General features: G+C 71.5%; 15 protein-coding genes. 8 read left to right on the top strand and 7 right to left on the bottom strand.

Going from position 1 to position 23,940, the window contains the following annotated elements; translation table 11 throughout:
- Positions 1–27: 27 nt before the first annotated feature.
- Positions 28–1,011: an ABC transporter substrate-binding protein gene (locus JQS43_RS11855; RefSeq protein ID WP_239679137.1), complete on the bottom strand. Its 984-nt coding sequence runs from the start codon at positions 1,009–1,011 to the stop codon at positions 28–30.
- 528 nt (positions 1,012–1,539) lie between these two features.
- On the opposite strand from JQS43_RS11855, the gene JQS43_RS11850 reads away from it, so the two are divergent.
- Entirely contained in the window at positions 1,540–2,973 is a 1,434-nt protein-coding gene (locus tag JQS43_RS11850; protein WP_239679136.1) for a non-reducing end alpha-L-arabinofuranosidase family hydrolase, read from the top strand.
- Between the two features lie 93 nt (positions 2,974–3,066).
- Positions 3,067–3,462, top strand: a complete 396-nt coding sequence (locus JQS43_RS11845) for a dihydrofolate reductase family protein (RefSeq protein WP_239679135.1) — start codon at positions 3,067–3,069, stop codon at positions 3,460–3,462.
- Here JQS43_RS11845 and JQS43_RS11840 read toward each other — a convergent pair.
- Complete coding sequence (locus JQS43_RS11840) at positions 3,459–3,824, bottom strand: DUF4180 domain-containing protein (protein ID WP_239679134.1); 366 nt, start codon at positions 3,822–3,824, stop codon at positions 3,459–3,461. The two genes, JQS43_RS11845 and JQS43_RS11840, sit on opposite strands and share 4 nt — an antisense overlap.
- Positions 3,817–4,269: a helix-turn-helix domain-containing protein gene (locus JQS43_RS11835; protein WP_338037168.1), complete on the bottom strand. Its 453-nt coding sequence runs from the start codon at positions 4,267–4,269 to the stop codon at positions 3,817–3,819. Before JQS43_RS11835 ends, JQS43_RS11840 begins: the two co-directional genes overlap by 8 nt.
- A 163-nt stretch (positions 4,270–4,432) precedes the next feature.
- On the opposite strand from JQS43_RS11835, the gene JQS43_RS11830 reads away from it, so the two are divergent.
- Positions 4,433–5,107, top strand: coding sequence for a DUF998 domain-containing protein (locus tag JQS43_RS11830; protein WP_239679133.1), 675 nt, complete (start codon positions 4,433–4,435; stop codon positions 5,105–5,107).
- Here JQS43_RS11830 and JQS43_RS11825 read toward each other — a convergent pair.
- Positions 5,071–14,268 (bottom strand): WXG100-like domain-containing protein, encoded by a 9,198-nt coding sequence (locus tag JQS43_RS11825; RefSeq protein WP_239679602.1) that lies wholly within the window; start codon positions 14,266–14,268, stop codon positions 5,071–5,073. The two genes, JQS43_RS11830 and JQS43_RS11825, sit on opposite strands and share 37 nt — an antisense overlap.
- A gap of 212 nt (positions 14,269–14,480) precedes the next feature.
- On the opposite strand from JQS43_RS11825, the gene JQS43_RS11820 reads away from it, so the two are divergent.
- The 5 genes from JQS43_RS11820 to JQS43_RS11800 all read left to right on the top strand — a co-directional run bounded on the left by JQS43_RS11820 (position 14,481) and on the right by JQS43_RS11800 (position 20,947).
- Positions 14,481–17,132, top strand: coding sequence for a bifunctional acetate--CoA ligase family protein/GNAT family N-acetyltransferase (locus JQS43_RS11820; RefSeq protein ID WP_239679132.1), 2,652 nt, complete (start codon positions 14,481–14,483; stop codon positions 17,130–17,132).
- Between the two features lie 45 nt (positions 17,133–17,177).
- On the top strand, positions 17,178–18,215 hold the full coding sequence (locus JQS43_RS11815; protein WP_239679131.1) for an Acg family FMN-binding oxidoreductase: 1,038 nt from the start codon (positions 17,178–17,180) through the stop codon (positions 18,213–18,215).
- Positions 18,216–18,292: 77 nt separating this feature from the next.
- Positions 18,293–18,949 carry an adenylate kinase family protein gene (locus JQS43_RS11810; RefSeq protein ID WP_239679130.1) on the top strand — a complete coding sequence of 219 codons (657 nt, stop codon included), beginning with the start codon at positions 18,293–18,295 and terminating at the stop codon, positions 18,947–18,949.
- Positions 18,950–19,016: 67 nt separating this feature from the next.
- A complete protein-coding gene (locus tag JQS43_RS11805) occupies positions 19,017–20,006 on the top strand; it encodes an Acg family FMN-binding oxidoreductase (RefSeq protein WP_239679129.1) in 990 nt (329 codons plus the stop codon).
- A complete protein-coding gene (locus tag JQS43_RS11800) occupies positions 20,003–20,947 on the top strand; it encodes a universal stress protein (protein ID WP_239679128.1) in 945 nt (314 codons plus the stop codon). Before JQS43_RS11805 ends, JQS43_RS11800 begins: the two co-directional genes overlap by 4 nt.
- A 23-nt stretch (positions 20,948–20,970) precedes the next feature.
- On the opposite strand, the gene JQS43_RS11795 is transcribed toward JQS43_RS11800, so the two are convergent.
- The 3 genes from JQS43_RS11795 to JQS43_RS11785 are packed head-to-tail and all read right to left on the bottom strand — an operon-like array spanning position 20,971 to position 23,924.
- Complete coding sequence (locus JQS43_RS11795) at positions 20,971–21,606, bottom strand: response regulator (RefSeq protein WP_239679127.1); 636 nt, start codon at positions 21,604–21,606, stop codon at positions 20,971–20,973.
- 45 nt (positions 21,607–21,651) lie between these two features.
- Positions 21,652–22,650, bottom strand: coding sequence for a glycoside hydrolase family 130 protein (locus JQS43_RS11790; RefSeq protein WP_239679126.1), 999 nt, complete (start codon positions 22,648–22,650; stop codon positions 21,652–21,654).
- The gene (locus JQS43_RS11785) at positions 22,602–23,924 is read right to left on the bottom strand and encodes a glycosyltransferase (protein WP_239679125.1); all 1,323 of its coding nucleotides are present in this window, start codon (positions 23,922–23,924) and stop codon (positions 22,602–22,604) included. The genes JQS43_RS11790 and JQS43_RS11785 overlap by 49 nt, the downstream gene beginning before the upstream one ends.
- Positions 23,925–23,940: the final 16 nt, after the last annotated feature.

Raw genomic sequence — 23,940 nt, 5'->3', positions numbered from 1 at the left:
ACTATCGGCGGTGGTCCGTCCACTGCGCTAGAACTGCCGCTCCGGCAGCGCCGCGGCCGCGGACTCCGGCGAGTCGAAGGTCAGGCTCGGCACTATGATGTAGGAGTCGACCGGCTCATCGTTCAGCGCCTGGTCCACGGCCTCCTGCAGGGTGTCGCCGAAGAGCGGGTTGTACTCTGCGACGAAGGTCAGCCGGCCGTCGGCGAGGGCCTCCAGCGCACCCCTGGTCCCGTCGATCGTGGCGATCTTGACGTCTTCGCCGGGGGTGAGGCCCGCCTCCTCGATCGCGAGCGCCGCCCCTAGCCCCATCTCGTCGTTCTGCGCGAAGACCAGCTGGATGTCGTTGTCGTTGGCGCGCAACACGGTCTCGAAGACGCTCTTGGCCTCCTCTGCCGACCAGTTCGCGGTCTGGGCGCCGAGTTTGACGAACTCGGGGCTCGACCCGATCACCGAGTCCCAACCGCTGTTGCGCTCGTTGACCACGCCGACGCCGGCGGGGCCTTCGAGCGTGAAGTAGTTCGCCCCGTCGGGGAACTCCGTCACCGCCCACTCGGCGACGGAGCTGGCGACCTCGACATTGTCCGGCGCGATCCGGGTGACGTAGAGGCTCGGATCGTCCGGGTCGATGCCCCGGTCGACCAGGATCACCGGGATCTCGGCCTCCTGGGCACGCTGCAGCGAGGGCTCCCAGCCGGTGGCCTCGGTCGCGGAGAGCAGGATGATGTCGACGCCCTCGTCCACGAACGACGTAAAGGCGGAGATCTGAGACTGCTGGTCCAGGTTGGTCGCCGGAGCGTACCGCAGGTCGAAGCCCGCGTCCTCGGTGAACGTGTCCCGCACATCCTGCTCGTTAGCGGCCCGCCAGGCGCCCTCCGGGCCGACCGCGACGAAGCCTACCGAGACCGTATCCCCGCCACCGCCGCCGCCACCGCCGCACGCGGCGAGCGGCAGGGCGACGGCGACCGCACCAGCCGCTCCGGCGAGTGCGCGCACCGACCTTTTCCTCGACATTCGATCTCCTTCGTGGCGTCACGGCGGTCAGCGGCGCCCTCAGGCCCGCCTGGTCATTCGTTGGTTCACCCTGCAAACTAACTTCGGTGAATATTGTTAGCGTTGACACTGGCGGGTGTCAATAGCCCTGACCGCCGGACTAGCTGCGGCAGCGGTGGCCGGGGGGCGAGGGCCGGGCCACCCACCCTGCTGGCGGGCGACCGGACCCGCCCGCCCTCCTACTTGACGAAACGGCAGCTTCTCGCTCACAGTCGATGGTCAAAGGACGGCGGTGGCCGTGGCTCACCGGGCAAGCCCACGCCGCCGAGCCTTGACCTCCGGCGTGCGCCCGGGCAGCGGACGCCCTTGTTAGCGCTCACATCGCCGCGCGCCCACGCGCGGCACCTGCCTCACGGTGTACCCGGTTCGGGTAGACCGTTCGGCACTTGGTAGAGGAGGAGCATCATGTCTGCCTTAACTAGCTCAATACCGATCGCGCCGCGATCGCGATCGCGGGGGTGGTTACTGCGAGTCGTCATAGCTAGCGTGATGGCGATAGTGGTCGGTGGCGCCGGTGCGGTGGTGGCGGCGAAGCCGGCCGCCGCCGCCACGGTCGATACGGACGCCTGGTACGTGTTGTTGAACCGCAACAGTGGCAAGGCGTTGGACGTGTACAACTTGGCCACCAATGACGGGGCACGGATCACGCAGTGGACCCGAAACGACGGCGACCAGCAGCAGTGGCGGTTTGTCGACTCCGGCGGTGGCTACTACCGCCTGCAGTCCCGGCTGTCCGGCAAGGTGTTGGATGTCTACAACTGGTCCAGCTCGAACGGTGCCGAGATCGTACAGTGGGCTGACCACAACGGAGCCAACCAGCAGTTTCGGTTGGCAGACTCCGACGGCGGTCACATCCGGCTGATCAACCGCCACAGTGACAAGGTCCTGGAGGTGCAGGGCGGGTCGACCGCGGACGGCGGCAACATCGTGCAGTACGACGACTGGAACGGCCACAATCAGCAGTGGCAACTCGTCCGGGTCGACGGTGGCGGTGGCACACCACCGGGCCAGAACTGCGCGCTCCCTTCGTCGTACAACTGGTCATCGACCGGACCACTGGCGACCCCGAGGCCGGAGTGGGTCTCGCTCAAGGACTTCACCCACGCCCCCTACAACGGCAGCCACCTGGTCTACGCGACGACGCATGACCACGGCACGAGCTGGGGCTCGATGAATTTCGGGCTCTTCAACGACTGGTCGGACATGAGCTCGGCCAACCAGAACCCGATGCCGTTCTCGGCCGTCGCACCGTCGCTCTTCTACTTCGCCCCCGGGAACATCTGGGTGCTGGCCTATCAGTGGGGTGGACCCGCCTTCTCCTACCGAACATCGACCAACCCCGCCGATGTGAACAGCTGGTCGGCGCACCAGACCCTCTTCTCCGGGAGCATCAGCGACTCTAGTACGGGGCCGATCGATCAGGCGGTCATCGGCGACGACACGCACATGTATCTGTTCTTCGCTGGAGACAACGGCCGGATCTACCGGGCCAGCATGCCGATCGGCAACTTCCCGAGCAGCTTCGGTACCCAATCGACGATCATCATGAGTGATACCACGAACAACCTGTTCGAAGGCGTACAGGTCTACAAGCTCCAGGGCGAGGACCGGTACCTCATGATCGTCGAGGCGATCGGTAACCAGGGAGACCGCTACTTCCGCTCGTTCACGGCCAACAGCCTGGACGGCAACTGGACGCCACAGGCCGCGACCGAGAGCAACCCCTTCGCCGGCCGGGTCAACAGCGGCGCCACCTGGACCAACGACATCAGTCACGGCGAACTGATTCGCACCAACCCCGATCAGACCATGACCATCGACGTCTGCAACCTACAATTCCTCTACCAGGGACGATCCCCAAGTTCTGGCGGCGATTACGGCCTCCTGCCCTACCGGCCAGGCGTGCTGACGCTGCAGAACTAGTGAGGGTGCGGCACTAACGGAGGTGCGGCGGGCTCGGCGTGCGCCGGGCCCGTCCACCCGCCACGCCGACCCACCCCGACCGCTTGCATTTCGATGTTCGCCACGCCCGACGAAAACCGGGCCGAGATCGACGATGTCGTTTCGGCCGGTGCCTTCGTCATGGGACGCAACATGTTCGGCCCTATCCGGGGCGACTGGGATCTCAGCTGGACCGGCTGGTGGGGCGATGAGCCCCCGTACCACGCCCCGGTCTTCGTGCTCACCCACTACCCCCGGGAACCGCTGGTTATGCAGGGCGGCACCACTTTCAACTTCGTCACCGACGGCATCGAGTCGGCGCTAGCGCAGGCGCGCGCGGCGGCCGGCGACCGGAACGTGGCCATCGCCGGCGGAGCGGCCACCATCAACCAGTACCTTCGAGCTGGTCACATCGACGAGCTGCGCACCCACGTCGCGCCAGTCACGCTCGGCGCTGGTGGTGAGGGTTAGCTGGTGCGCAGCCGGGAGTCCAGGGTGTCCAGATCTGGCACAAACCAGATGTGGGCACCCTGATTCGACTCATGGACGAGCGCCCGGAGCGAGTCGCTCGCCGCCAGCTGGGCTGAGATATCCCCCATTACGACCAACCGAAGCCGATAGTTGACGAACTTCTGCATGATGTCGCCGGCGAACCGGGTGCCGAGACTGAAGAACCGTTCGTCGAGCCGGCCGGCGGGCATCACCACCACCTCTGCCCCTGCGAACGCGGCACCGATCAGATCCAGCGCGTCCTGAGTAGTCGCCACCGGCGGCCCGGCTGGGTCACACATCAGCACCGTCACCCCGGAGCGTTCCTGCAGCTCGTCAGGCATCAGCACCGCCCTCGGCAACCACCGCGCCGGCGTCATCGACCACCGCATCCAGCAGCTGGACCAGGCCGGCGGTGTCCGCCGCGCCCCCGATCAGCACGATCGTCATCCGCGCTCGCTCCCCCTCATAGCTCGTCTGCACCCGCAGCGGGCGCCCCAGGTCCGGTTCGCCGTAGGCGGCGGCCACCGCGAGCGTGCCCAACCGGTCGGCGGTCGCCCGGTCGACCCCGTCGACCTGCACGACGCTGGTGACCTCTACCGCTATCTCCCTGGTCGCGGGCGCCGAGTCACCGGTGAACGCCGTGAGATCACGGGCGTGCACGCGGTACTGCTTGCCGATGCGAACCGCCCGGAGCCGGCCCGTGCGGATGTAGCCCCGGACCGTGCGTACATGCAGTCCGAGCCGGTCGGCAACCTCTTCAACCGAGTAGAGATCCTTCCCTATCACCCCGCAAGATTACCTCATCAAGGCAGCATAGGGTAGTTTGCATCAGCATTGCTCAAGCTATCGGGCGTCACCGTCCAGCTGGCCAGAACGCCATAGCCCCAAGATCAGAACTTTTCGCCGATCGGCAGGGGCGTAGCGATCCCTACCGCGTCACCCTGACCACATGAACCGTTTCTCGTCCGTCCGCCCTCTGCTCTTCTGTGGAGCGCTAGCGCCTCCGGTGTTTGTGGTGGTCTTCCTCGTCGCCGGGGCGCTCCGAGCCGGGTACGACCCGACGTACCATCCGGTGAGTGCGCTGAGCCTGGGCGGCCTGGGCTGGCTTCAGATCACCAGCTTCGTGGTGACTGGGTTGCTATTGCTCGCGTTCGCGGTCGGCCTGCGGCGGGTGATGCGGCCCGGCCCAGGTTCCCGGTGGGCACCGGTCCTGATCGGAATGGTCGGCGTCAGCCTGGTGGCCTCGGGTGTGTTCGTCATGGACCCGATTCCTACCTTCCCGCCCGGCACCACCAGCATCCCGGAACCGGCCACCTGGCACCACACCCTGCACGACCTCGCCGGCGCCGGGGTGTTCGGGTTGCTGCCGATCGCGTGCTTCGTCATGGCCCGGTGGTTCGGATCGCGGCCTGGACGACCGGGGTGGATGTGGTACAGCCTGGTGACCGGGGTCGCGATGATCGTCCTGCTGATCGCCTTCGGCACCGCCTACGAGGCTGACCACGCTGCCTCCGGGCTGGTGCAGCGGGCCCAGATCATCGTCGGGTGGGCCTGGATCAGCCTGGTAGCGCTGCGCCTGTGGGCCGATCAGCGCCCGGTGTCGCCCCAGCGTTCGGGGAGCTGACCCAGCAGGTCCCGGACATACACCCCGGCCATCAGCCGGCGGGGTCCCCGCGCCATCGGCAGCGACGGCACCCGGACCCGCGCGGTGCGGCCCGGGCCTACCGCTGCGAGCGTGCCGATGCTCTGGCCAGTCGGCTCGAACCAGACCTGGGCCTCGACGCCGTCCTGGTAACGGACCCGCCACGCTAGCCCGGCCGGGTCGACCCGCCCCCCGAGCTCACTCGCCTCGACGATCTCCGCCGGCCCGACCTCCTCCGCCGCGGCCGACCGCGGACCCGGCCGGCTCAGCTGCGCGAAGAAATCGGCGAGGCCGGCCGCCAGATTCGCCGCCTGCGCCGCATCCGGTGGCGACGGTACGGAGGCGGGCTCTTCGGCCGGTGGCTGGTCAGCCGGTGGCGATGGTGGTGGACCGGCCAGCGGGTCGGCCGGATGGACCCCGCCCTCCGGGTCGATCCGGTACCCCACCGCCGCGCCATCGGCGCCGGTCACCGACAGCAACACCTCCACGGCCAACTCCGAGGCGAGACCACGCGCGGTCGCCACCGGGTCGAACTCATCGTGCGGCTGCCGGGTATCCACCTGCTCGGCGAGGGTCTGCAGCTCGGTCAGTAGCGGGAGATCCGGGTCGGGCCGATCTGCGATCACCTCCTCGATCAGCCAGATCGCCTCGCTCGCGGTGGCCACGAGTGGCTGGGTCTCGGCGGCAGCCGCCTGCCAGTCCGCGTACGCGGCGTCGACGGCGGCCCGGTCGCCGGCTCCCCTCGCCCGCGCCAGCTGCAGATTCAGCGCGAGCAACGCCTCCGCCCCGATGGTGGCCTCCGCGACCAGCACCGAAGCCTGCGCCAACCGCACCATTGTGTCCGGGTCGGTGTCGACCGCCTGGTCCCGGGCGGCGTCGAGTAGCGGCTCGACCCGGGCCATCGTCCCCGTCACCCGGGCAGCGAGCAGGTGGTGGCGCAGCAGCGACTCCCGCAACGGGTCGCTGCGCAGCCGGAGCAGCGGGGCGACCGGCCGGCCCGGGTCGACCCGGTAGCGGCGCCGGAGGAGTCTGTCGTCCACCCCCTGCCGCAGGCCGGGCAGGCGCCGCCGGGCGGCCCGGCCGGCGCCCTCGGCGGGGCGGCTCGGGTCCAAGTCCGCCACCGCCGCCGCTTCGGCGACCAGCTCTGCCAGTGGCAGCACCGGCGCTGCCCGCTCCCGATCGGCGAGCAACTGGTCGACCCGGCCGTGCTCCAGCGCCGCGAGGTCGGCGGTGGTGGCCAGCCGGCGCGGGTCGTCATCGGAGAGCCGGGACAACAACTCGGGCAGGTCCCGCTCGTAGACCCATAGATACAGCGTGCCCGGCTCGGTGTCCTGAATGGCCAGCCGCTTCGGCGGTCGGGGCAGCTCACCGTCGTAGCTCTCATGATGCCGCGACACCTCGACATCGGTGGTGTACCGCACCCGCAGTACGCGCACCGGGCCGCGTTCCTTGGCGGTGGTGTCGACGCGCTGCCCGTGGCGGGTGCCCACTCCCCGGCTGGATTGCTCGCCTACCTGCAACGAGGCGCTCGCCGCCAGATCCTCCAGCGCCGGCAGGACCTGGTTGGTGGCGGCGAGAACCCCGTCGAGCCCGGATTCTCCGTCGGCGGAGCTGGTGAGCTTCACCGCTAGCGGAGCTGGTCGGCCCCGAACGTCGGCGTGGTCGAACGTCGCCTCGTGCCGGGCTAGGACTCCCAGCGCCGCCTGCTCCGGCAGCAACGGGCCGGTTTCGAGGGCGGTCAGTCGCAGCCAGGCGTGGGCCGAGACGGTCTGATTGTCCGCCGACAGCAGCGGCGTCCGGTCAAGTGGCAACAGCTGCGCGCCGGCCGGGCTGGCCAGCGCGGAGAGCAGGCTCGGCAGCGCGTCGGCGGACATGCTCGCCGCCACCAGCGGTCGCAGCTGCTCGGCGCCGCCGCCCAGCAGTCTGCCCAACGCCCGGAGCACCGCCGACTGCATCGGCGCGGTCTGCCCGGTGGCGGCGACCCGCGCCGGCAGCCCGGTGAACCGGCGATAGCTCACCTGCTCCGCAGCCCCGGTCGGGGCGCTGGCCCGGTCGGTTGTCAGCAGGTCCGGAAGCCACAGGTCCAGCCGACCCACCAGGCTGGTCCGCACCGCGGCGCGGGAGCGCCGGCTCGCCAGGTCGGCGACCCAGGTCACGGCGTTCGCCACCGGCCGCCTCGGGAGCCGGGAACGCTGCAGCTCAAAGGTCACCGCCACCGGCACTGTCACCCCGAACGCACCCGAGAAGTGTCCCTGATGCACAGCGTGGGTGTCCGCGTAGCCGACGCTGACCGCGGTGCCACGGCTACGGCCGGTGGCGACCTCGGCGGAGTTCGACCCCAGCCCCAGGTCAGCGGCGCCGCCGACGCGTACGGGTGCCGCCGCGCTCTTGGTCTCACTAAGTTGCAGCTCGTCCTGCCGGTAGCTCTGCTGCTCGATGCCGAGCGCCGACCGGTGACTGGTGACCTCCGGACCGTCACCGCGGACACCACCCAAGGCGGAACGGTAGGCTTCGATTTGCCCCTCGTCCCAGCCCTGCGACCGCAGCTCGGCCAACGTGAGCGGGCGCAGCTTGCCCACCAGCCGCACCCGTTCCCCGGTGACCCCGAGCAGATCCCGGGGGATGGCGGTGTTGAGGAACTCCGACTCTCCCGCAAGCATCACCTCGACCGGGCCGCGCAGCCGGGGACCGCCGGTCAGCGCGGCCAACGCCCGCCGCATGCCAGGAAGCCGGCCGATGCGCGCCGCCACCGCCTCCCGCCCATGCCGGTCGACCAACCCCGGAAACGCCTCGCCGACCAGTGAGGTGACCGCGTCGGCGGCCGCGACCGGCAGCATCGCGGCGCCGTCTGAGCGGTACAGCTGCAGCTCACGCACCGTACTCAAACCAAGACTGTCGCCGTCGCGGAGGTACTCGGGGACCAGCAGATTGCTCTCCGGCCGGAGCCGCACCGGCCGCTCCAGCAGCCCTCCGAGCCGATCGGTGAGCAACGCAGCCGCCAGGTCAGCCGGCACGCTGCCGGTGTCGGCGGCCTCCGGCTGATGGTCGACCTGCGCCAGCGCCACCCGCAACAGTGCGGCGTCGACCGGCTCGCCGTGCCCGAGTTGGGCCTCCGCCAACCGGTGCACCGCCCGGGCCGCCACCTGCGGCTCAAGCTGCAACTCGCCGGTCCGCCAACGCTCCAGGCTGGCGGCGACCACATCGCGCGGCAGCTGCGCCAGCCGGCCCGCCGCGTACGCATCGACCACAGCAGACTCGGAGAGCAGCCACCCCACCGTACCGGTGCTGGTGCGGTCCGCGACCCGACCACCATCGGTGGTGGCCTCGACGGTGAAGGTGAGGTCAGTTTCAAAGTGGAAACGGCGCTCCTCATGGTTGAAGAGCATCCGCTCGATGCCGCGACGCAGGGTCCCGAACCGGGTCCGGCCGGTCTCGCCCCGGGCGGTACCCACCGCCCCCTCCGGCGACCCCGCCAGCGCCTCCGGGTCGACCCGGGCGAAGCCGCCGGTGACCAGTCGGGCGGTCGCCTTGCCGAGCCCGGCGACCGCCGACCGCAGCCGGAACATCAGCTGGCCCAGGACGGTCACCTCCGGCGTGCCGAGCAACCGGGTAGCGCCGGCCGTTGCCTGCAACGACAACCCGTACCTGGTGTGACTGGCCAGACTGCTCTGGAACAGCTGATCGTGATGCTCCCCCTCGGTGACCAACTCCGCCAGCCGTGACCGGAGCGCCGGCACCGTCGTCAACGAATCCACAGTGGCAAGTAGCTCGGGTGACAGGTCGCTCGCTCGCCGCCGGCCATCGGAGACCTGCCGCAACGCAGCCACCGCCGCCTCCCGGAGCCCACGGGCATCGACCATGGTGATGAAAGAGTCCGCCGTCGCCAACAGCTGCGGACCGGTTGCCCCGGCCACCGCCGGCCGCGGCGGCGACCGGTAACTGAACGACGCCGGGGCATGGACATCGGCCGCCCCGTGGAAGGTGAGCCGCTCGCCGCCGGGCAACGGTGCTCCCCCCTCGTCGGTGATGTGTACCGAAAGTTGATGGGGAATCCGCCACACGCCCAACGGGCCCCGGTGTTCGAGGTAGCTGATGGCTCGGGTGTGCTCGCCGCTACCCAGCGTCCACCGCCGCAGCGGCCCCCGGCCAACGCCCGCGACCGCCCCGTGCGACACGGCGTCGGTGGCCCCCGCCGCCGGCCGCTCGTACGCGGCGCGTACGTGGGCGAGCCACTGGCGGGAGACATGAGCGGCGTCGTAGGTCGCCGCGCCGGTGTCGTCGATGTTCAACGACGCCAACGTTCGATCGTGGACATACCCCCGGAACAGCGACTCCTGGTCAGCGCCGTCGAGCAGCTGGTCGAGCCGAATCTCCAGCACCGCGAACCGGAGCTCGTGGAGAGGTTGCCCGGCCGGCAACCGGGCCACGGTGAACCGCAGCCCGGACTGTGCCAACTGGTCATAGTTGGCCTGCAGCGCCGCCGCGGTCAACTGCCGTTCCACCAACAACGTGTTGAAGGCAGTCAAGTTGCGGGCCAACGCGTCCCGGTTGACGTTGCGCCACCACCGGCCCCGCAACGCGGCGGCCAGCTGCGACCTTTCCCGCCGGTCCAGCTCCGCCCCGTCCGGCAGCACAAAGCCTAGCGGCCGCAGCACTGCGAGGACGTGGCTGCGCAGCTGCCCAAGTTGGTCGACCGCGCCCGCCGGCCGCGCCGCAGCGTCGGGTTGGTCGGCCGGCGCTGGGGGGTGCGCCGAAAAGTTCCGGACCAGCGCGGGACCGGCGCCGAGCCCCACCGGCCGCCCTGCCGAATCCGTACTCACCGCGTGGCGTGGATAGGCGAGGCGCTCGCCGGTCGGATTGGTCACGACGTTGCGCCGCAGCTGGCCACCTTCGTCCACGGCTGCCGGGTCCACCGGCAGACCGAACCGGTACGCGTCGGGCTCACGGGACAGGGTCAGCATGGTGCCCGCAAAGGTGGCCGACACCGGCTCGGCGCTGTCCCCGCGCCAGAGGGTGACCTGATGGCTGACCCCGGGCCGGTCTGCTGCACCCCAGGCGTGAGCCTGCACCTCTCCGGTCCAGCGCTCGACGATGATCTCGTGGCTGGTGGCGTCGGTGTGCAGTTCATGGACGGAGCCGGACCCGCGCAGCAGAGACCCGTCCAGGCCAGCCTGGATACGCTCCAGCCAGCCGGCCAATCGGGTCGGGAGCTGGTCCCGCACCCACTGGGAAAGCCCCAGGCTGGCGAACGGCCCGTGCTCGGCTGCCCTGCCCTGGCTGGTGACACCACCGGTGCCCGCGACCACCTCCGCCGTCTGTTCCAGGTTCACCTCGCGGGTCGCGGCGCTGACCATCCGAGCTTGCTCCCGGAGCAGGTCACTGTGGATCTGCACCACCGCGACGGTGACCCCGTCGCTGATCACCGGAAATTCGTATCCGTCGGTGTTCACCGCGGCGTCGAGGCTCGCCGGCAGCTCGCTGACCCGCTGCCAGACCTGTGCTTGGACCTGCCATTTGCGGTCGCCCGCCGCAGCGTCGGGCAATCGTGCCATCACCCAGTCGACGATGCGGCTGCGGCCGGTCCACTCCAACACCATGAACTGTGGCGTCTCGGTGCCCCCAGCCAGCTGCTCGGGAGCCGCCGCCCGGACGCTCTCCGGCGGCTGGTCGGTAAAGGCGTCGGCGATCGCCACCGGCATCGACTCGGGCTGGTCGGGATCGGAACGGAACTGCGTACCGGTTTTCAGGTCTTGGATGGTTGCGGCGAGGGCGACGTCGTGTGGCGTGGCCGGGCCCTGGTTGTCGACGGCGGCGATGGTCGGTTCGACCCAAGCCTGGGAGGTCATCTCCTGCCCGAGCCAGCCTCGCAGCTGGTGCTGCCAGCCCCCGCGCAACAGCAGCGGCAGGCCAGCCTGGGCTCGGCGACCGAGCGTGAACAGGCTCGCCCGGGCAGCGACCTGCGCCTGCCCCCACTGACCACGTCCGATGTGGTGCTGGATCTGCCGGATCGGGGTGACCGGCGAGGCGACCGGCTGGACATCGGTTACCGCGTACCGGATCTGGAACTGCCGTTGCGCCCGATCGCCGAAGCTCAGCCGGGCTCCCTCCGCCGAGAGGACCTCCCGCCACCGGGCCTGCAGCCGCCGATCCAGCTCTGGCGCGGTGAGTGGGCGATGATCAACCGCATGTTCGGCGAACTGTTCGTTCAGGAACTCGGTCATGGCTTGGAGATGGGGGAATCTACCCATCGGCGCCCCGGCGAGCAGGCCCGCCCGGAACGGCTCCGCCGCGGGCTCCCTTGCTGGTCTGCCTCCCGAGGCGGGCGGTGACGCGCCGGCGGCGACGGAACCGGCGCTGGCCTGATCGACGGGTGCCAGCTGTGGTTGCTCCGCAGCGTGATCTCCGGTCAGCAACTGCGACTCGTCGAATCGGACGAGCGACTCTGTCTGCTCGGTCTGCTCGGCGGGTTCGGCTTCGGGCTTTCCAGCTCCGGTGGGCACGGAACCGGGCTCCCCAGGGTTGGGCTGCGCGGGGCCGGTCTCCTGCTCCGCGACGGTGACGCTGGCCGGGACCTCCCGCCCCACCGTCGCCATCGCCTGCCGCAGCTGACCCGACACATCCCGCGCCATCTCCGCCAACCCCGCCCGCACCTGCCCCGACACCACCACCTGCGCCGCCGCCGTCTGCACCCACCCCGCCCCGGTGAACTCGAACACCCCCGGCCGCACAAACCACCGACCCTCCGGCAACGACCGATCCACCCCAAACACCGTCTCCACCCGGCCACCACCCTCACCCCGCACAAACACCCGACCCGCCCCCTCACCACCGGCGCCACCGGCCAGCTCCACCACCCCCTGCCCCCGCAACCCCGCCAACACCCGCCCCACCGCCTGCTCCGCCGAATTGATCCCCGCCACCCCCGCCCCCTCACCTGCCACCCCACCCACCGTCAACTCCGCAAACGAACCCACCTCAGCCCCCACCACCACCCCCTGACCATCCAACTGCAACACCAACGGCACCCCCGCAAACCGCCCCTGCACCAACCACCCATCCCCCACCGGCTTCCAATGCCCCACATCCCGAAACTCCCGCGCCTGCGACACCACCGCATCCACCGCATCCGACACCCGCCCGTAATCCCAACCCACCACCTCCCGCAGATCCCCACCCCCCTGCACAATCCCCAACCGCTCCAACACCTGCCCCAACCCCCCACCGGCCGCCTGCTCCAACCCCGCCAACTGCTCCCGCGCATGCGCAAACAACCCATCCACCAACCCCTCCCGCCCCACCACCGACACATCCACACCCGACGGCGACCCGCCACCCGCCCCGCCGAACCCACCCTCACCCGCCAGCACATCCCCCACCCGCGGACCACCACCATCCGCACCCACCCCACCAGACCCGCCCGCAGCAGCACGCCCGCCTGCCGCCTGAGTAGCCGCGTCACCATTCAACAAATCCGCAACCCACACACTGCTTACCCCGAACCGATCCGCCAACCCCGACACATCCGAACCAGACAACAAAAACCCGATATCCCCCAACGTCGCCCGCACATCCCCCAACCCCGCCTGCCCCACAAACCGCTCCCACACCCCACCCACCGCCCCCTGCCCCACCGCCTCCCAAAAATTCGACGCCCCACCCGCCCGCAACAAACTCGCAAACTCCTGATCCGTCAACAACGCCTGCAACCCATTCGCCCCCACAAACCCCAACCCACCACCCACCCCACCCATCACCGCCATCGGCAACGCCCCCGACGCAAACCCCAACGGCGCCCCACCCAACCCCGCACCCACCACCGCCACCGGCAACCCCACCCAATTCACCGAATACCCACCCACCCCCATCTGCTGCAACTGCGCCGCCGTCATCACCTCCTGCAACCCCCACCCCAACGCCCCAAACCGCAACGCCGACCGCCCCCCATACGCCAACACCCGACCCCCGATCTCCCCACCCACCGTCACCCCCCGATCCACCACCTCCGCCACCAACTGCCGCACCCACACATCCTCCGCACCCAACCGCGTCACCGGCCCCGCCCCCGACCGACCCGACAACTCCCACCGCACCAACGCCTCGACATCCCCCCGCGTATCCACATTCCGCAACCGCGCCACCGTCGCCGCATCCGCCCCATTCCGCCGCGCCGCATCCACCACCTCCCGCTGCACCCGCGGCGCCGCATGCCGCGCCCCCACCTGCACCATCGACAACGGATTCGACCCCACATCCCGACCCACCGCCCGCACCCCCCGCCCCACCGCCCCACCCACCGACCGCCCCACCGACACCCCCACCTCCCGCACCGCCTGACCAAACAACCCACCCCGAACCCCCGACGGCCCCGCCACCCGCGAAACATCCGACAAACTACTCCGCGCCGTCGCCGACATAATCCGCTGCAAAAACCCCTGCATCAACGCCCGAATCGCGGTCACCTTCCCCGCCATAGACGCCGCCGCCGCCACCAACGAAGCACCCAATGTAAAAAACGCCAACGCCAACGCCACCATCAACTCAAAAAGCATCAAAATAACCTGCGCCCGAAACGCCGCCTTCGCCTGCACCGTCTGCACCGTAAACTCGGTCACCTGCGTCGCCAACGCCTGCTGCGTCTGCGCCAAACCCGCCGCCGCCCGCGCCACCTCCTGCACCTGCTGCGAAAACACCTGCGGCGCACCATCACCCAACCACGTCACCTGAATATCCTGCGCCGCCTGCACCCCCGCCACCGCCACCTCCAAGGTGACCCGCGCCTCCTCCGCCCAAAACTCCGCCAACGCCTGCAACGAATACTCATCCGCCCGCGGATTCACACCCAACAACAACCGATACGTCTCCAACCCGAACGGCGGCACCGGGAAATTCCCAGTCGTCGCCGCCACCCCCACCAACGGCGACCCCGCAAACATCAAATAATTGAGCCACGCCGGCCCGTGCTCCGCCCACCAATCATTCAACGAACGAATACCGTCGTCGAACCCCTCAAGAAACTCCTGAATCGCGTAATCGACCTCATCGAACATCACCGGGGCATCGCCACCGGGCGACAGCGCTCGGCCGGTTCGCCGGCTGCCGAACCATCCACCGGTGACGCCATCGGCTCCTCCCCAGACAGACATGGCCGCCGCATCGAGAGCCTACGTAACGGTGACGATCGTTGGCTATGGCTACCGGTGAAACCTGTAGATCAACTCGGTTACGGTTAGCCGAACACCGCGCGGCGGACGGCCCGGCTCGGGGGCTGGCCGGATCCCGGGGCTGACCAGGGGTCCCGGACCCACGTGACCAATGGCCATGTCGCCGGGGGTGTCAACCGCGCCACGCTGACTACGTGACCACCACCTATCCGCCGCCGGCCGCGGTCGACGCGCTTACCGCCGACGGCGCGATCATCACCATTCGCCCGGTCCACGGCTCCGAGGCCGACCGGGCGGCGGTGGCGGGCCTCTTCGAGCAGGCATCCGGGGCGAGTCTGCGGCTACGGTTCTTCACCAATCCGGCCGGGCCGCTGCTAGCGGCCGAGATCACTCGGCTGCTCCGTCCGCCCACCGCCGAACATGCCACGCTCGCCGCCGAACTCGCCGGTGAGACCGTCGGCGTCGCCTCCTATGAGCGGCGCGGCCCGCAGGACCACCGGGCGGAGTTCGCCGTCTTCGTCGCCGACCGGCACCAGGGTCGGGGCATCGGCACCCTGCTCCTGGAACATCTTGCCCAGTACGCCCGCCGGCACGGCATCACCGAACTTTTCGGCGAGGTGCTCGCCGGTAACGCCCGGATGTTGCGGGTAGCCGGCGATCTCACCGCGGCCACCACTCCGTACCTGGCCGACGGCGTAGTCGAGGTGACGCTGACCACCGCCGCGGACGAGGCCGCGCTGGCCGCCGTGGCGGCCCGGGACCGGGCCGCTGGCCAGGCATCCCTGCGGCCGCTGCTCGCACCCCACTCGGTGGCGATCGTCGGCGCCGGCCGCACCGGTGGGGTCGGCCACGAACTCCTCACCGGCCTGGTGAGCTATGGCTTCACCGGCCCGGTCTATCCGGTCAATCCGCACGCCACGGCGGTTGCGGGAGTGCCCGCGTACCCTTCGCTGCGGCACCTGCCGGGGCCGATCGAACTGGCGGTGATCGCGGTGCCGGCGCCGCAGGTGGTCACCGCGGTGACCGACGCGGCAGCCGCCGGAGCCCGGGCGGCGGTGGTGCTCAGCGCGGGCTTCGCCGACGCTGGCGAGGCCGGCACCCGGCGGCAGGACGAGCTGGTCCGAGCCGCCCGCGCCCACAACATCCGGCTGGTCGGCCCGAACTGCCTCGGCGTGATCAACACCGATCCGCTGGTACGGCTGGACGCCAGCTTCGCCCCGGCGACACCACCCGCCGGGGGGTTGGCGGTCGCCTCCCAGTCCGGCGCGGTCGGCATCGCCGTCCTGGACCAGCTGCGACGGGCCGGATGCGGCACCGCCAGCTTCGTCTCTCTCGGCAACAAGGCCGATGTCAGCGGCAATGACCTGATCTCCTACTGGTACGACGATCCGGCGACCCGCGCCGTCGCCCTCTACCTGGAATCATTCGGCAACCCGCGTAAGTTCGCCCGGCTGGCGCGGGCCCTGGCACGCCGCAAGCCGGTGCTGGCCGTGGTCAGCGGCCACTCCGGCGCCGGCGCCCGCGCCGGGGCCTCGCACACCGGCGCGGCCGCCGCCCCGGAGGCGGCGGTGACCAGCCTGTTCGCTCAGGCCGGCGTGGTCCAGGTGGAGCACCTCGGGGAGCTGGTCGACGCCGCCCGCATGCTCACCGACCAGCCGTTGCCGCAGGGGCACCGGCTGGGCATCGTCGGCAACGCTGGCGGTGCGAACGTGTTGGCGGCCGACGCCGCGGAGTCCGCCGGTCTGCGCCTGCCCGAGCAGGTGTCCGGGCTGCCCAACCCGCTGGACCTCGGCGCCGACGCGACTCCCGCCGGGTTGGCCGAGTCGTTGTCGATCGTCGCCGGCTCCGGCGCGGTAGACGCCGTTCTGGTGCTCCTCGCGGCTACCCGGGCCAACGACCCGCCGGCGCTGTGGCGGCAGGTGGCGAGCGTCGCCGACCGGTGGCCGGCGCTGCCGCTGGCTGGCGTGGCGCTCGGTGGTGGTGCCCCGGTCGCCCTCGGGGAACGCCGCGCCCCCGTCTTCGAGCTGCCCGAGCAGGCGACGAGGGCGCTGGGTCGGGCGGTCGCCTATGCGGCGTGGCGCCGGGAACCGCTCGGCACCCGGCCACCACTGCCCGAGGTAGACACCGAGGCAGCGCGGGCCCTGGTCGCCGAGGGTCTCGCCGAAGGCGGCGGTTGGCAGCCCTACGCCCGCATCGCCGGCATCGCCGCGGCCTACCAGCTCCCGTTGTCGCCCTCCCGGGTTGTCCATAGTGCAGCAGCGGCGGTAGCCGCAGCGGCCGAGATCGGTTACCCGGTCGCGCTGAAGGCCGCCGACCCGCAGCTGGTGCACAAGAGCGACATCGGGGCGGTCCGGCTCGACCTCGCCGACGGTTCGGCCGTCACCACCGCCTACCACGCCGTCGCCGCGGCGTTGGCCCGGCCCGACCCGCCGGTGCTGGTGCAGCCGATGGCGTCCGGCAGCGTGGAACTCGTCGCCGGGGTCTCCCACGAGCCACACTTCGGTTCGCTGGTCATGGTCGGCCTTGGCGGGGTCCACACCGACCTGCTCGCCGACCGTACCTTCCGGTTGGTGCCGCTGACCGATCTGGACGCTGGCCGGATGTGGCGGTCGTTGCGCAGCGCCCCGCTGCTCACCGGGTACCGCAATCTCCCGCCGGTAGCCACCGACGAGTTGGAGCTGCTCCTGCTCCGCCTCGGCCGGCTCGCCGAGGAGCTGCCGGAGGTGGCCGAACTCGACCTGAACCCGGTGCTGGCCGGCCCCGGGCAGGTGGTGGCGGTGGACGCCGCACTGCGCCTCTGCCCGGTCGGCGAGGAACCGGATCCGACCCTTCGGAGGCTGCGATGACCGGCAGGCTCCGCCCAGCACATCGACACCCAGGAGGTTGCCGTAATGGCTGACCAGGTCGACCTCGTCCGGGCGGTCGAAGCCGCCGTCCGCGCGCCATCTATGCACAACAGCCAACCGTGGCGGTTCCGGCTCGGCCACGACTACATCGAGCTGCGGGCCGACCCGGGACGTCGCTCCCCGGCCACCGACCCGACCGGCTGGGCGGTGCGGCTGGCCGGCGGCGCGGCCCTGCTCAACCTGCGGCTGGCGGTCGCCGTTGCGGGGGTCCGGCCGGCGGTCAGGTTGCTGCCGGAGCCGGCCGAGCCGGAGCTGCTCGCCGTCGTCACGCTCGGCGCCGCCGGCCCGCCGTCACCGGCCGAACAGCGGCTGGCGGCCGCGATCTGGCGCCGCCGCAGTCACCGGGAGGGTTTCTGGCCCGACTCGGTGCCCGCCGAGGCCCGCTCGCGACTGACCGCCGCCGCCCAGCATGAGGGCGGCTGGCTGGAGCTGCTGATCGGCACCGGGCCGGCGAACGCGGTCGCCCAGCTCTCGCAGGCCGCCGACGAGCTGCTGGTGCGTCAGCCCGACTACCGGGCAGAGTTCGCCGCCTGGGGCCGGCCACCCGGCAGCGAGGCCGCCGACGGGGTGCCGGTGCGGCCGGCGCCGCCCGAGGCGCAGCCGCAGGACTACTTCCCGGCCCGCCCGTACGCGGGTGGGGCTGGCGGCACGGCGCCGGCGGACCCGGGTTCGCAGCCGCTGGTGGCGGTGCTCGGCACCGTCGGCGACACCGCCGGCGACCAGCTCGTCGCCGGGCAGGCGCTGCAACGGGTGCTGCTCACCGCCACCGACGCGCAGCTGGTGGCGGCGCTGGTGTCGCAGCCGATCGAGGTGCCGGGGATCCAGGAGCAGCTGCGGCTGGCGCTGGGCAGCTCCGGCACGCCGCAGATGTTGCTGCGGCTCGGGTACGGCAGCCCGGGTCCGGTGACGGGGCGGCGACCGGCCGCGGATGTGATCGACGAGGCCGCGCCGGTCCGGGTGAGGTCGGCGCGGACCGGCGTGCCGGCCGGCTCCGGCCGGGAGGCGCTGCTGGCACCCAGGTGACCGCGGATCCGCCCCGGCCAGCGGATCGTCCCCCGCCCCCGGGACGGGGAGGATGCGCCACGTGGCAGAGTGTCCAGGTGCGGAAGTACGTGATCATGGGCATCCAGGGCAGCGGCAAGGGCACTCAGAGCACGCTGCTCGCCGAGGATCTGGACCTGGTCCACATCAGCGTCGGCGACATCTTCCGCTGGCACATCCAGCACCACACCAAGCTCGGTGCGCAGGTCCGCCGAATCGTCTCCGCCGGTGAGCTGGTCGACGACGAGCTGGTCGGCTCGGTGGTGCGGCAGCGGCTCGACATCCACGACTGGAACTACGGGTTCATCGTCGACGGGTTCCCCCGCAACCGGACCCAGGCCGAGTTCTTCCTGGAGAGCTACGACATCGACGCGGTGATCCACCTGGCGCTACCCGACGACGAGGTGCGTCGGCGGGTGCTGGCGAGGCGGTTGTGTTCCCGCTGTGGCCTGGACTACAACCTGATCGCCCACCGCCCCGAGACCGAAGACCGGTGTGACGTCTGCGGCGGCGAACTGGTCCGCCGCGCCGACGACACCGAGGAGGCGCTGGAACGCCGGGTGCAGGATTACCACCGCAAGATCGACCCGGTGCTGGAGCTCTTCTCCCGGAAAGAGTTCGTGATCACAGTCGACGCCCGTCCCGACCGGGACACTGTCCAGCTGGACATCCGGAAGCAGCTGGGGCTCCCACCGGCCGGCGACCGCAACCCGTAGCCGCCGACCGGTGTCGGATCGGGGAGTCGGGTGCCGACGACCGCCCAATCTCCGACATGCTGGAGAGATGACGACAGACAACCCCACGGCCCCGCAACTGGCCGAGGCCGCCCGCGCGGCCGGGCTGGCCCCGTCGGTGCACAACACTCAGCCCTGGCGCTGGCTGGTCCACCCCGACCACCTGGAGCTGTACGCCGACCGCAGCCGGCAGTTGCCGGTGGCCGACCCGGAAGGGCGGCTGTTGACCATCAGCTGCGGCGCCGCGCTGCACCACGCACAGGTGGCGTTGGCGGCGGAGGGCTGGCGTTCGACGGTCACGCCGTTGCCGGACCCGGCACAGCCAGACCTGCTGGCCCGGGTGATCCCCACCACGGCGACCGAGGACCCGAACGCCGCGCTGCGCAGGTTCCAGGCGGCGCAGCGGCGGCACACCGACCGGCGCGCCGTGACCGACCAGCCGGTGCCGCCGACGGCGCTGGCGCAGATCCGGGCGGCGGTCGAGGAGTACGGCCTCAACCTTCACGTGTTCCGGCCCGAGCAGCTCAGCGAGCTGGCGGTGGCGGCGGATCGGGCGGAGCGGCAGGCCGCCTCCCAGCCGGAGCTGCTCGCGGAGCTGGCCTACTGGACCGGCGGGCAGCAGCCCGCGGGCACCGGGATCCCCGACCGCGCGATCCCGAGCGAGCCGCCCCACACCCACGTACCGGTGCGCGACTTCGGCCACCCCGGGGAGTTGGCGCCGGGCGCCGGCACCGACCGGGCCGCCAGCTATGCGGTGCTGTTCGGCGCCGAAGACACCCCGGCGAGCTGGCTGCGGGCCGGCCAGGCGGCCGCCGCCGGCTGGCTGACCGCCACCGAGCAGGGCGTGGCGGTGCTGCCGTTCAGCGCGATCGTGGAGGCACCAGGGACCCGCGCGGTCCTGCGCCACCTGCTGGCCGAGCTCGGCCAGCCGTACCTGGTGCTGCGGCTGGGCCTGGCGGACCCGGACCATCCCGGGCCGGCGCCGACCGACCGGCTCGCTGCGGCGCAGACCGTCGAGATCGTCGGCGGTGACCAGTGACCGCGCCGGCGACACCGCGGCCGGTGGTGGTCGGCGTGGACGGTTCACCGGCCAGCCACACCGCGGTGGAGCTCGCGGCCCGGGAGGCGCACCTGCACCACTCGCCGCTGCGGGTGGTCCACGCCTTCGAATGGCCGCTGCTCGGGGTCTATCTGGGCCCGTCGCCGGAGCTGCCCGCCGACGAGGCCGGCGCCGCCGGGTTGCGGGCCGACGCGAACCGGGTCCTGGCCGAGGCGCTGGCCCACGCCCACAGCGTCAGCGGCACGCTCGGCGGCGGGACTCCGCAGATCGAGGGCGAGGTAGTCACCGGCGAGGTCTCACCGGTGCTGCTGCGGGAGGCGGCGGGGGCGGCGCTGCTGGTCGTGGGCGACCGCGGCCTGGGCGGCTTCGGCGGGCTGCTGCTGGGCTCGGTGGCGATCCAGGTGGCCGCACACGCGCCGGCCCCGGTGCTGGTCGCCAGGGGGCAGCTGCGCCGGCAGGGGCCGGTGGTGGTCGGTGTGGACGGCTCTGCGGTCTCCCAGGCCGCGGTCGGTTTCGCCTTCGCTGAGGCGGCGGCCCGGGACGCCGAGCTGCTGGCGGTCGCCGCCTGGACCGGCCGGGTCTCCACCGAGCAGGCCGAGCAGCTGCCGTTGATCTATGACGCGGATGACATCGAGGCCGCCCAGGTGACCGCGCTGCACCAGGCGTTGGCGCCGGCCCGCGACCAGTGGCCGCAGGTGCCGGTACGGGAACTGGTGCGGCGCGGCCGGCCGGCCCGGGTGTTGCTGGCGGCGGCGGAGCCTGCGCAGCTGGTGGTGGTGGGGGCGCGCGGCCGGGGAGGGTTCACCGGGCTGCTGCTCGGCTCGGTCAGCCAGGCGATGTTGCACCACGCCGGGTGCCCGGTGGCGGTGGTCAGAAAGCTGCCCGACCAGGAGGGAGCCGACGACGCCGCCGGCGGGTGACGCGGCGGCCAGTGGCCCGGTGGTCAGTGCTTACCGAGCAGCTTCGCGGCCAGCACCGCGGCCTGGGTGCGCCGCTCCAGTCCGAGCTTGGAGAGCAGGCTGGAGACGTAGTTTTTGACGGTCTTCTCGGCCAGATACATCTTCGCGGCGATCTCCCGGTTGGTGAGACCGTCGGCGATGTGGCCGAGGATCCGCCGCTCCTGCTCGGTCAGCGACTGCAGCTCGGGCGGGGCGGCCTCACCGTGCCGGATGCGTTCCAGCACCCGCTGGGTGACCGCCGGGTCGAGCAGGGACTGGCCGGCCGCCACCCGCCGGACGGTGTCGAGCAGGTCGGTGCCCCGGATCTGCTTCAACACGTAACCGGCGGCACCGGCCATGATCGCCGCGAACAGGGCCTCGTCGTCCTCGTACGAGGTGAGGATCAACCCTTTGATCGACGGGTCGACGCTGCGGATCTCCCGGCAGACGTCGATGCCGCTGCCGTCGGGGAGGCGGGCGTCGAGGATCGCCACGTCCGGCTTGAGGGCGGGGATGCGGCGGACCGCCTCGGCGGTGGTGCCGGCCTCCCCCACCACCTCGATGTCGCCGTCGGCCTGCAGCAGCTCACAGAGCCCGCGCCGGACCACCTCATGGTCGTCGAGCAGAAACACCCGGATCATCGTCGAACCCACCCATCGCCGGTCGTGGGGCCATTGTAGGCCCGCTCACCACGGCCGGCGGGGGTCAGGCTCCGGGCAGGCCAGCACATAGTCGAGCAGCTCGGAGTAGCCGGCGCTGGCCATCGCCACGCACGTGTCGGCCGCGCCGTAGTAGACCCGCAGCCGGTCCCGCCCGGGATCATGGACCAGGCCGGTCGGGAAGACCACGTTCGGCGCGTCGCCGGTACGTTCGTAGCCGGTGGCCGGGCCGAGCACCCAGTCGTCGCCGCGGCGGAGCACGATGGCCGGGTCGAGCAGGTCGAGCAGCACCACCCCCATCCGGTAGACCTTGCCGCCGGCCAACTCCTTGATCCCGTGGTAGAGCCCGAGCCAGCCGTGCGGCGTCCGCAGCGGCGGCGGCCCCATCCCCACCCGCTGGTGGTCCCACCAGGCACCGGGCCGGGTCGACAGGACCAGCCGCGGGTCGCGCCAGCTGCGCAGGTCGGGCGAGCGGGAACACCAGACGTCGGCCCGGCCGGGCGCCACCGACATCGGCCGATGGAAGATCAGATAGTCGCCGCCGACCCGTTCCGGCAGCAGCGAGGCGTTCTTGTCTTCGGCCGGCAGCACCACCCCCAGCGAGGTCACGGCGCGAAAGTCGGTCGTGGTGGCGATCGCCACCGCCGGCCCGGCCGGGCCGTACGCGGTGTAGGTGAGCGCCCAACAGGCCTGGTCGGCGAGCCAGGTGAGGCGCGGATCCTCCACCCCCCACCGGGACTGTTCGCCGTGGACAGCCGGACCGATCAGCGGCAGCGGGTCCACCCGCCACCCGGTCTCGCCGTCGCTGCTGCGCGCGACGCTCAGGTGGGAGATGCCGCGCCGGTCCTCCACCCGGCATACCAGCACGGTCTCGTCGTCGGCCTGGGCGGCGGCCGGATTCAGCACGCTGTTCGCCGGGTACGGCCAGTCGGCCGCGGTGAGCAGCGGATTGTGGCTGCTGCGGGTGAACAGGTCGGTCAGCTCGCCCGCTCCGTCGAGGCGGGCGGCGGTGGGCTCGGCGACCACGCGCGCTCCTCTCTGCCCCGGGCCGGCGCCCCAGCCACCCGGGCATCCGCCACCAGCTCGGTGAGGCTGGCCGGTCGGATCCATCCCGCGGACCGTACCCGGTGGGGCGCCGCCGCGGCGGCGAACACGTCGGCGAACCGCGCCCCGACCGCGGGCCAGGTCAGCTCCGCGCCGACCGCCTTCGCGGCCCGGCGGGTGGCGGTGAGCCGGTCCGGGTCGGCGAGCAGCCGACAGGTCGCCTCGGCGAAGCCGGCCGGGTCCTCGGCCGGCACCAGCACGCCCAGCGGCGGCCCGCCGGCACCGGTGACCAGATCCTCGGCGTACCGGTAGGGGGTGGAGACCACCGGGCAGCCGGCGGCGAGGGCGAAGGTCAACGCGCCGGAGCAGGTCTGCTCCAGGTTCCGGTACGGGGTGAGGTGGAGCTCGGTGCGCTGCAACAGCAGCGCCAACTCCGGTTCGCTCAGAAACGCGTCGACGAACTGCACCCGCTCCCCGACCCCCAGCTGCGCGGCGAGTTCGGTGAGCTGCTCGCGGTACTGCTCGCCGCGGCGGCGCAGCGTCTCCGGGTGGGTGGCGCCGACGATCAGATACCGCACATCGGGGTGCTGGGCCACGATCTCCGGCATCGCCTGGACCGCGGTCTCCAGCCCCTTACCTGGGCGGAGCAGCCCGAAAGTGGACAGGATCCGGTCGTCGGCGGCCGCGGCGAGCGCCGCCGCCAGCGCGGGTCCGGCCACAGTGGGCTCGGCGGGCCGGGACAGCGCCTCGGGAACCCCGTGCGGCACCACCACGAACCGGTCTGCTTCCACCCAGCCGGCCTCGCTGGCGATGCGGCGGGCCGTCTCGCTGAAGCCGGTGACCACCGCCGCCCCGCGGCACAGGCCGGCGAGCACGCCGGCCTGGCCCGGGGTGGCGGAGCTGAGCACGGTGTGGCTGGTGACCGCGTAGGGCGTCCCGAGCCTGGTCAGTTCGCTGGCGAAGTCGAGCACATAGCCGCCGTCCGGGCCGCCGAAGATGCCGTACTCGTGCTGGATCAGCACCAGGTCGGCGCCGGTGGCGGTGACCGCGCGGGCGGCCCGGCGGTAGTCACCCCGGTCGTCCTGCTGCAGCACCTCGATGACCTCCGGCCCGTACCGGTGGCCGTCCCGGTCGACCGCGCAGATCTCGACCCGCCACTGTGGCGCACTGACCGCTAGTGCGGTGCGCAGGTCGTCGGTGAAGGTTGCCAGGCCGCAGCGGCGCGGCGGATACGTCGAACAGACAACGATGTGCATCAGCTGAACCCCCCGC

Origin of the sequence: Natronosporangium hydrolyticum, assembly GCF_016925615.1 — a bacterium.
Lineage (GTDB): Bacteria > Actinomycetota > Actinomycetes > Mycobacteriales > Micromonosporaceae > Natronosporangium > Natronosporangium hydrolyticum.
This window is presented reverse-complemented; position numbering and strand designations above follow the sequence as displayed.

Excerpts from the sequence above, each read along its gene's own strand:
- JQS43_RS11855 (WP_239679137.1), bottom strand. The coding sequence starts at position 1,011 with ATGTCGAGGAAAAGGTCGGTGCGCGCACTCGCCGGAGCGGCTGGTGCG.
- JQS43_RS11850 (WP_239679136.1), top strand. The coding sequence starts at position 1,540 with ATGGCGATAGTGGTCGGTGGCGCCGGTGCGGTGGTGGCGGCGAAGCCG.
- JQS43_RS11845 (WP_239679135.1), top strand. The coding sequence starts at position 3,067 with ATGTTCGCCACGCCCGACGAAAACCGGGCCGAGATCGACGATGTCGTT.
- JQS43_RS11840 (WP_239679134.1), bottom strand. The coding sequence starts at position 3,824 with ATGCCTGACGAGCTGCAGGAACGCTCCGGGGTGACGGTGCTGATGTGT.
- JQS43_RS11830 (WP_239679133.1), top strand. The coding sequence starts at position 4,433 with ATGAACCGTTTCTCGTCCGTCCGCCCTCTGCTCTTCTGTGGAGCGCTA.
- JQS43_RS11825 (WP_239679602.1), bottom strand. The coding sequence starts at position 14,268 with ATGTCTGTCTGGGGAGGAGCCGATGGCGTCACCGGTGGATGGTTCGGC.
- JQS43_RS11815 (WP_239679131.1), top strand. The coding sequence starts at position 17,178 with ATGGCTGACCAGGTCGACCTCGTCCGGGCGGTCGAAGCCGCCGTCCGC.
- JQS43_RS11805 (WP_239679129.1), top strand. The coding sequence starts at position 19,017 with ATGACGACAGACAACCCCACGGCCCCGCAACTGGCCGAGGCCGCCCGC.
- JQS43_RS11795 (WP_239679127.1), bottom strand. The coding sequence starts at position 21,606 with ATGATCCGGGTGTTTCTGCTCGACGACCATGAGGTGGTCCGGCGCGGG.
- JQS43_RS11785 (WP_239679125.1), bottom strand. The coding sequence starts at position 23,924 with ATGCACATCGTTGTCTGTTCGACGTATCCGCCGCGCCGCTGCGGCCTG.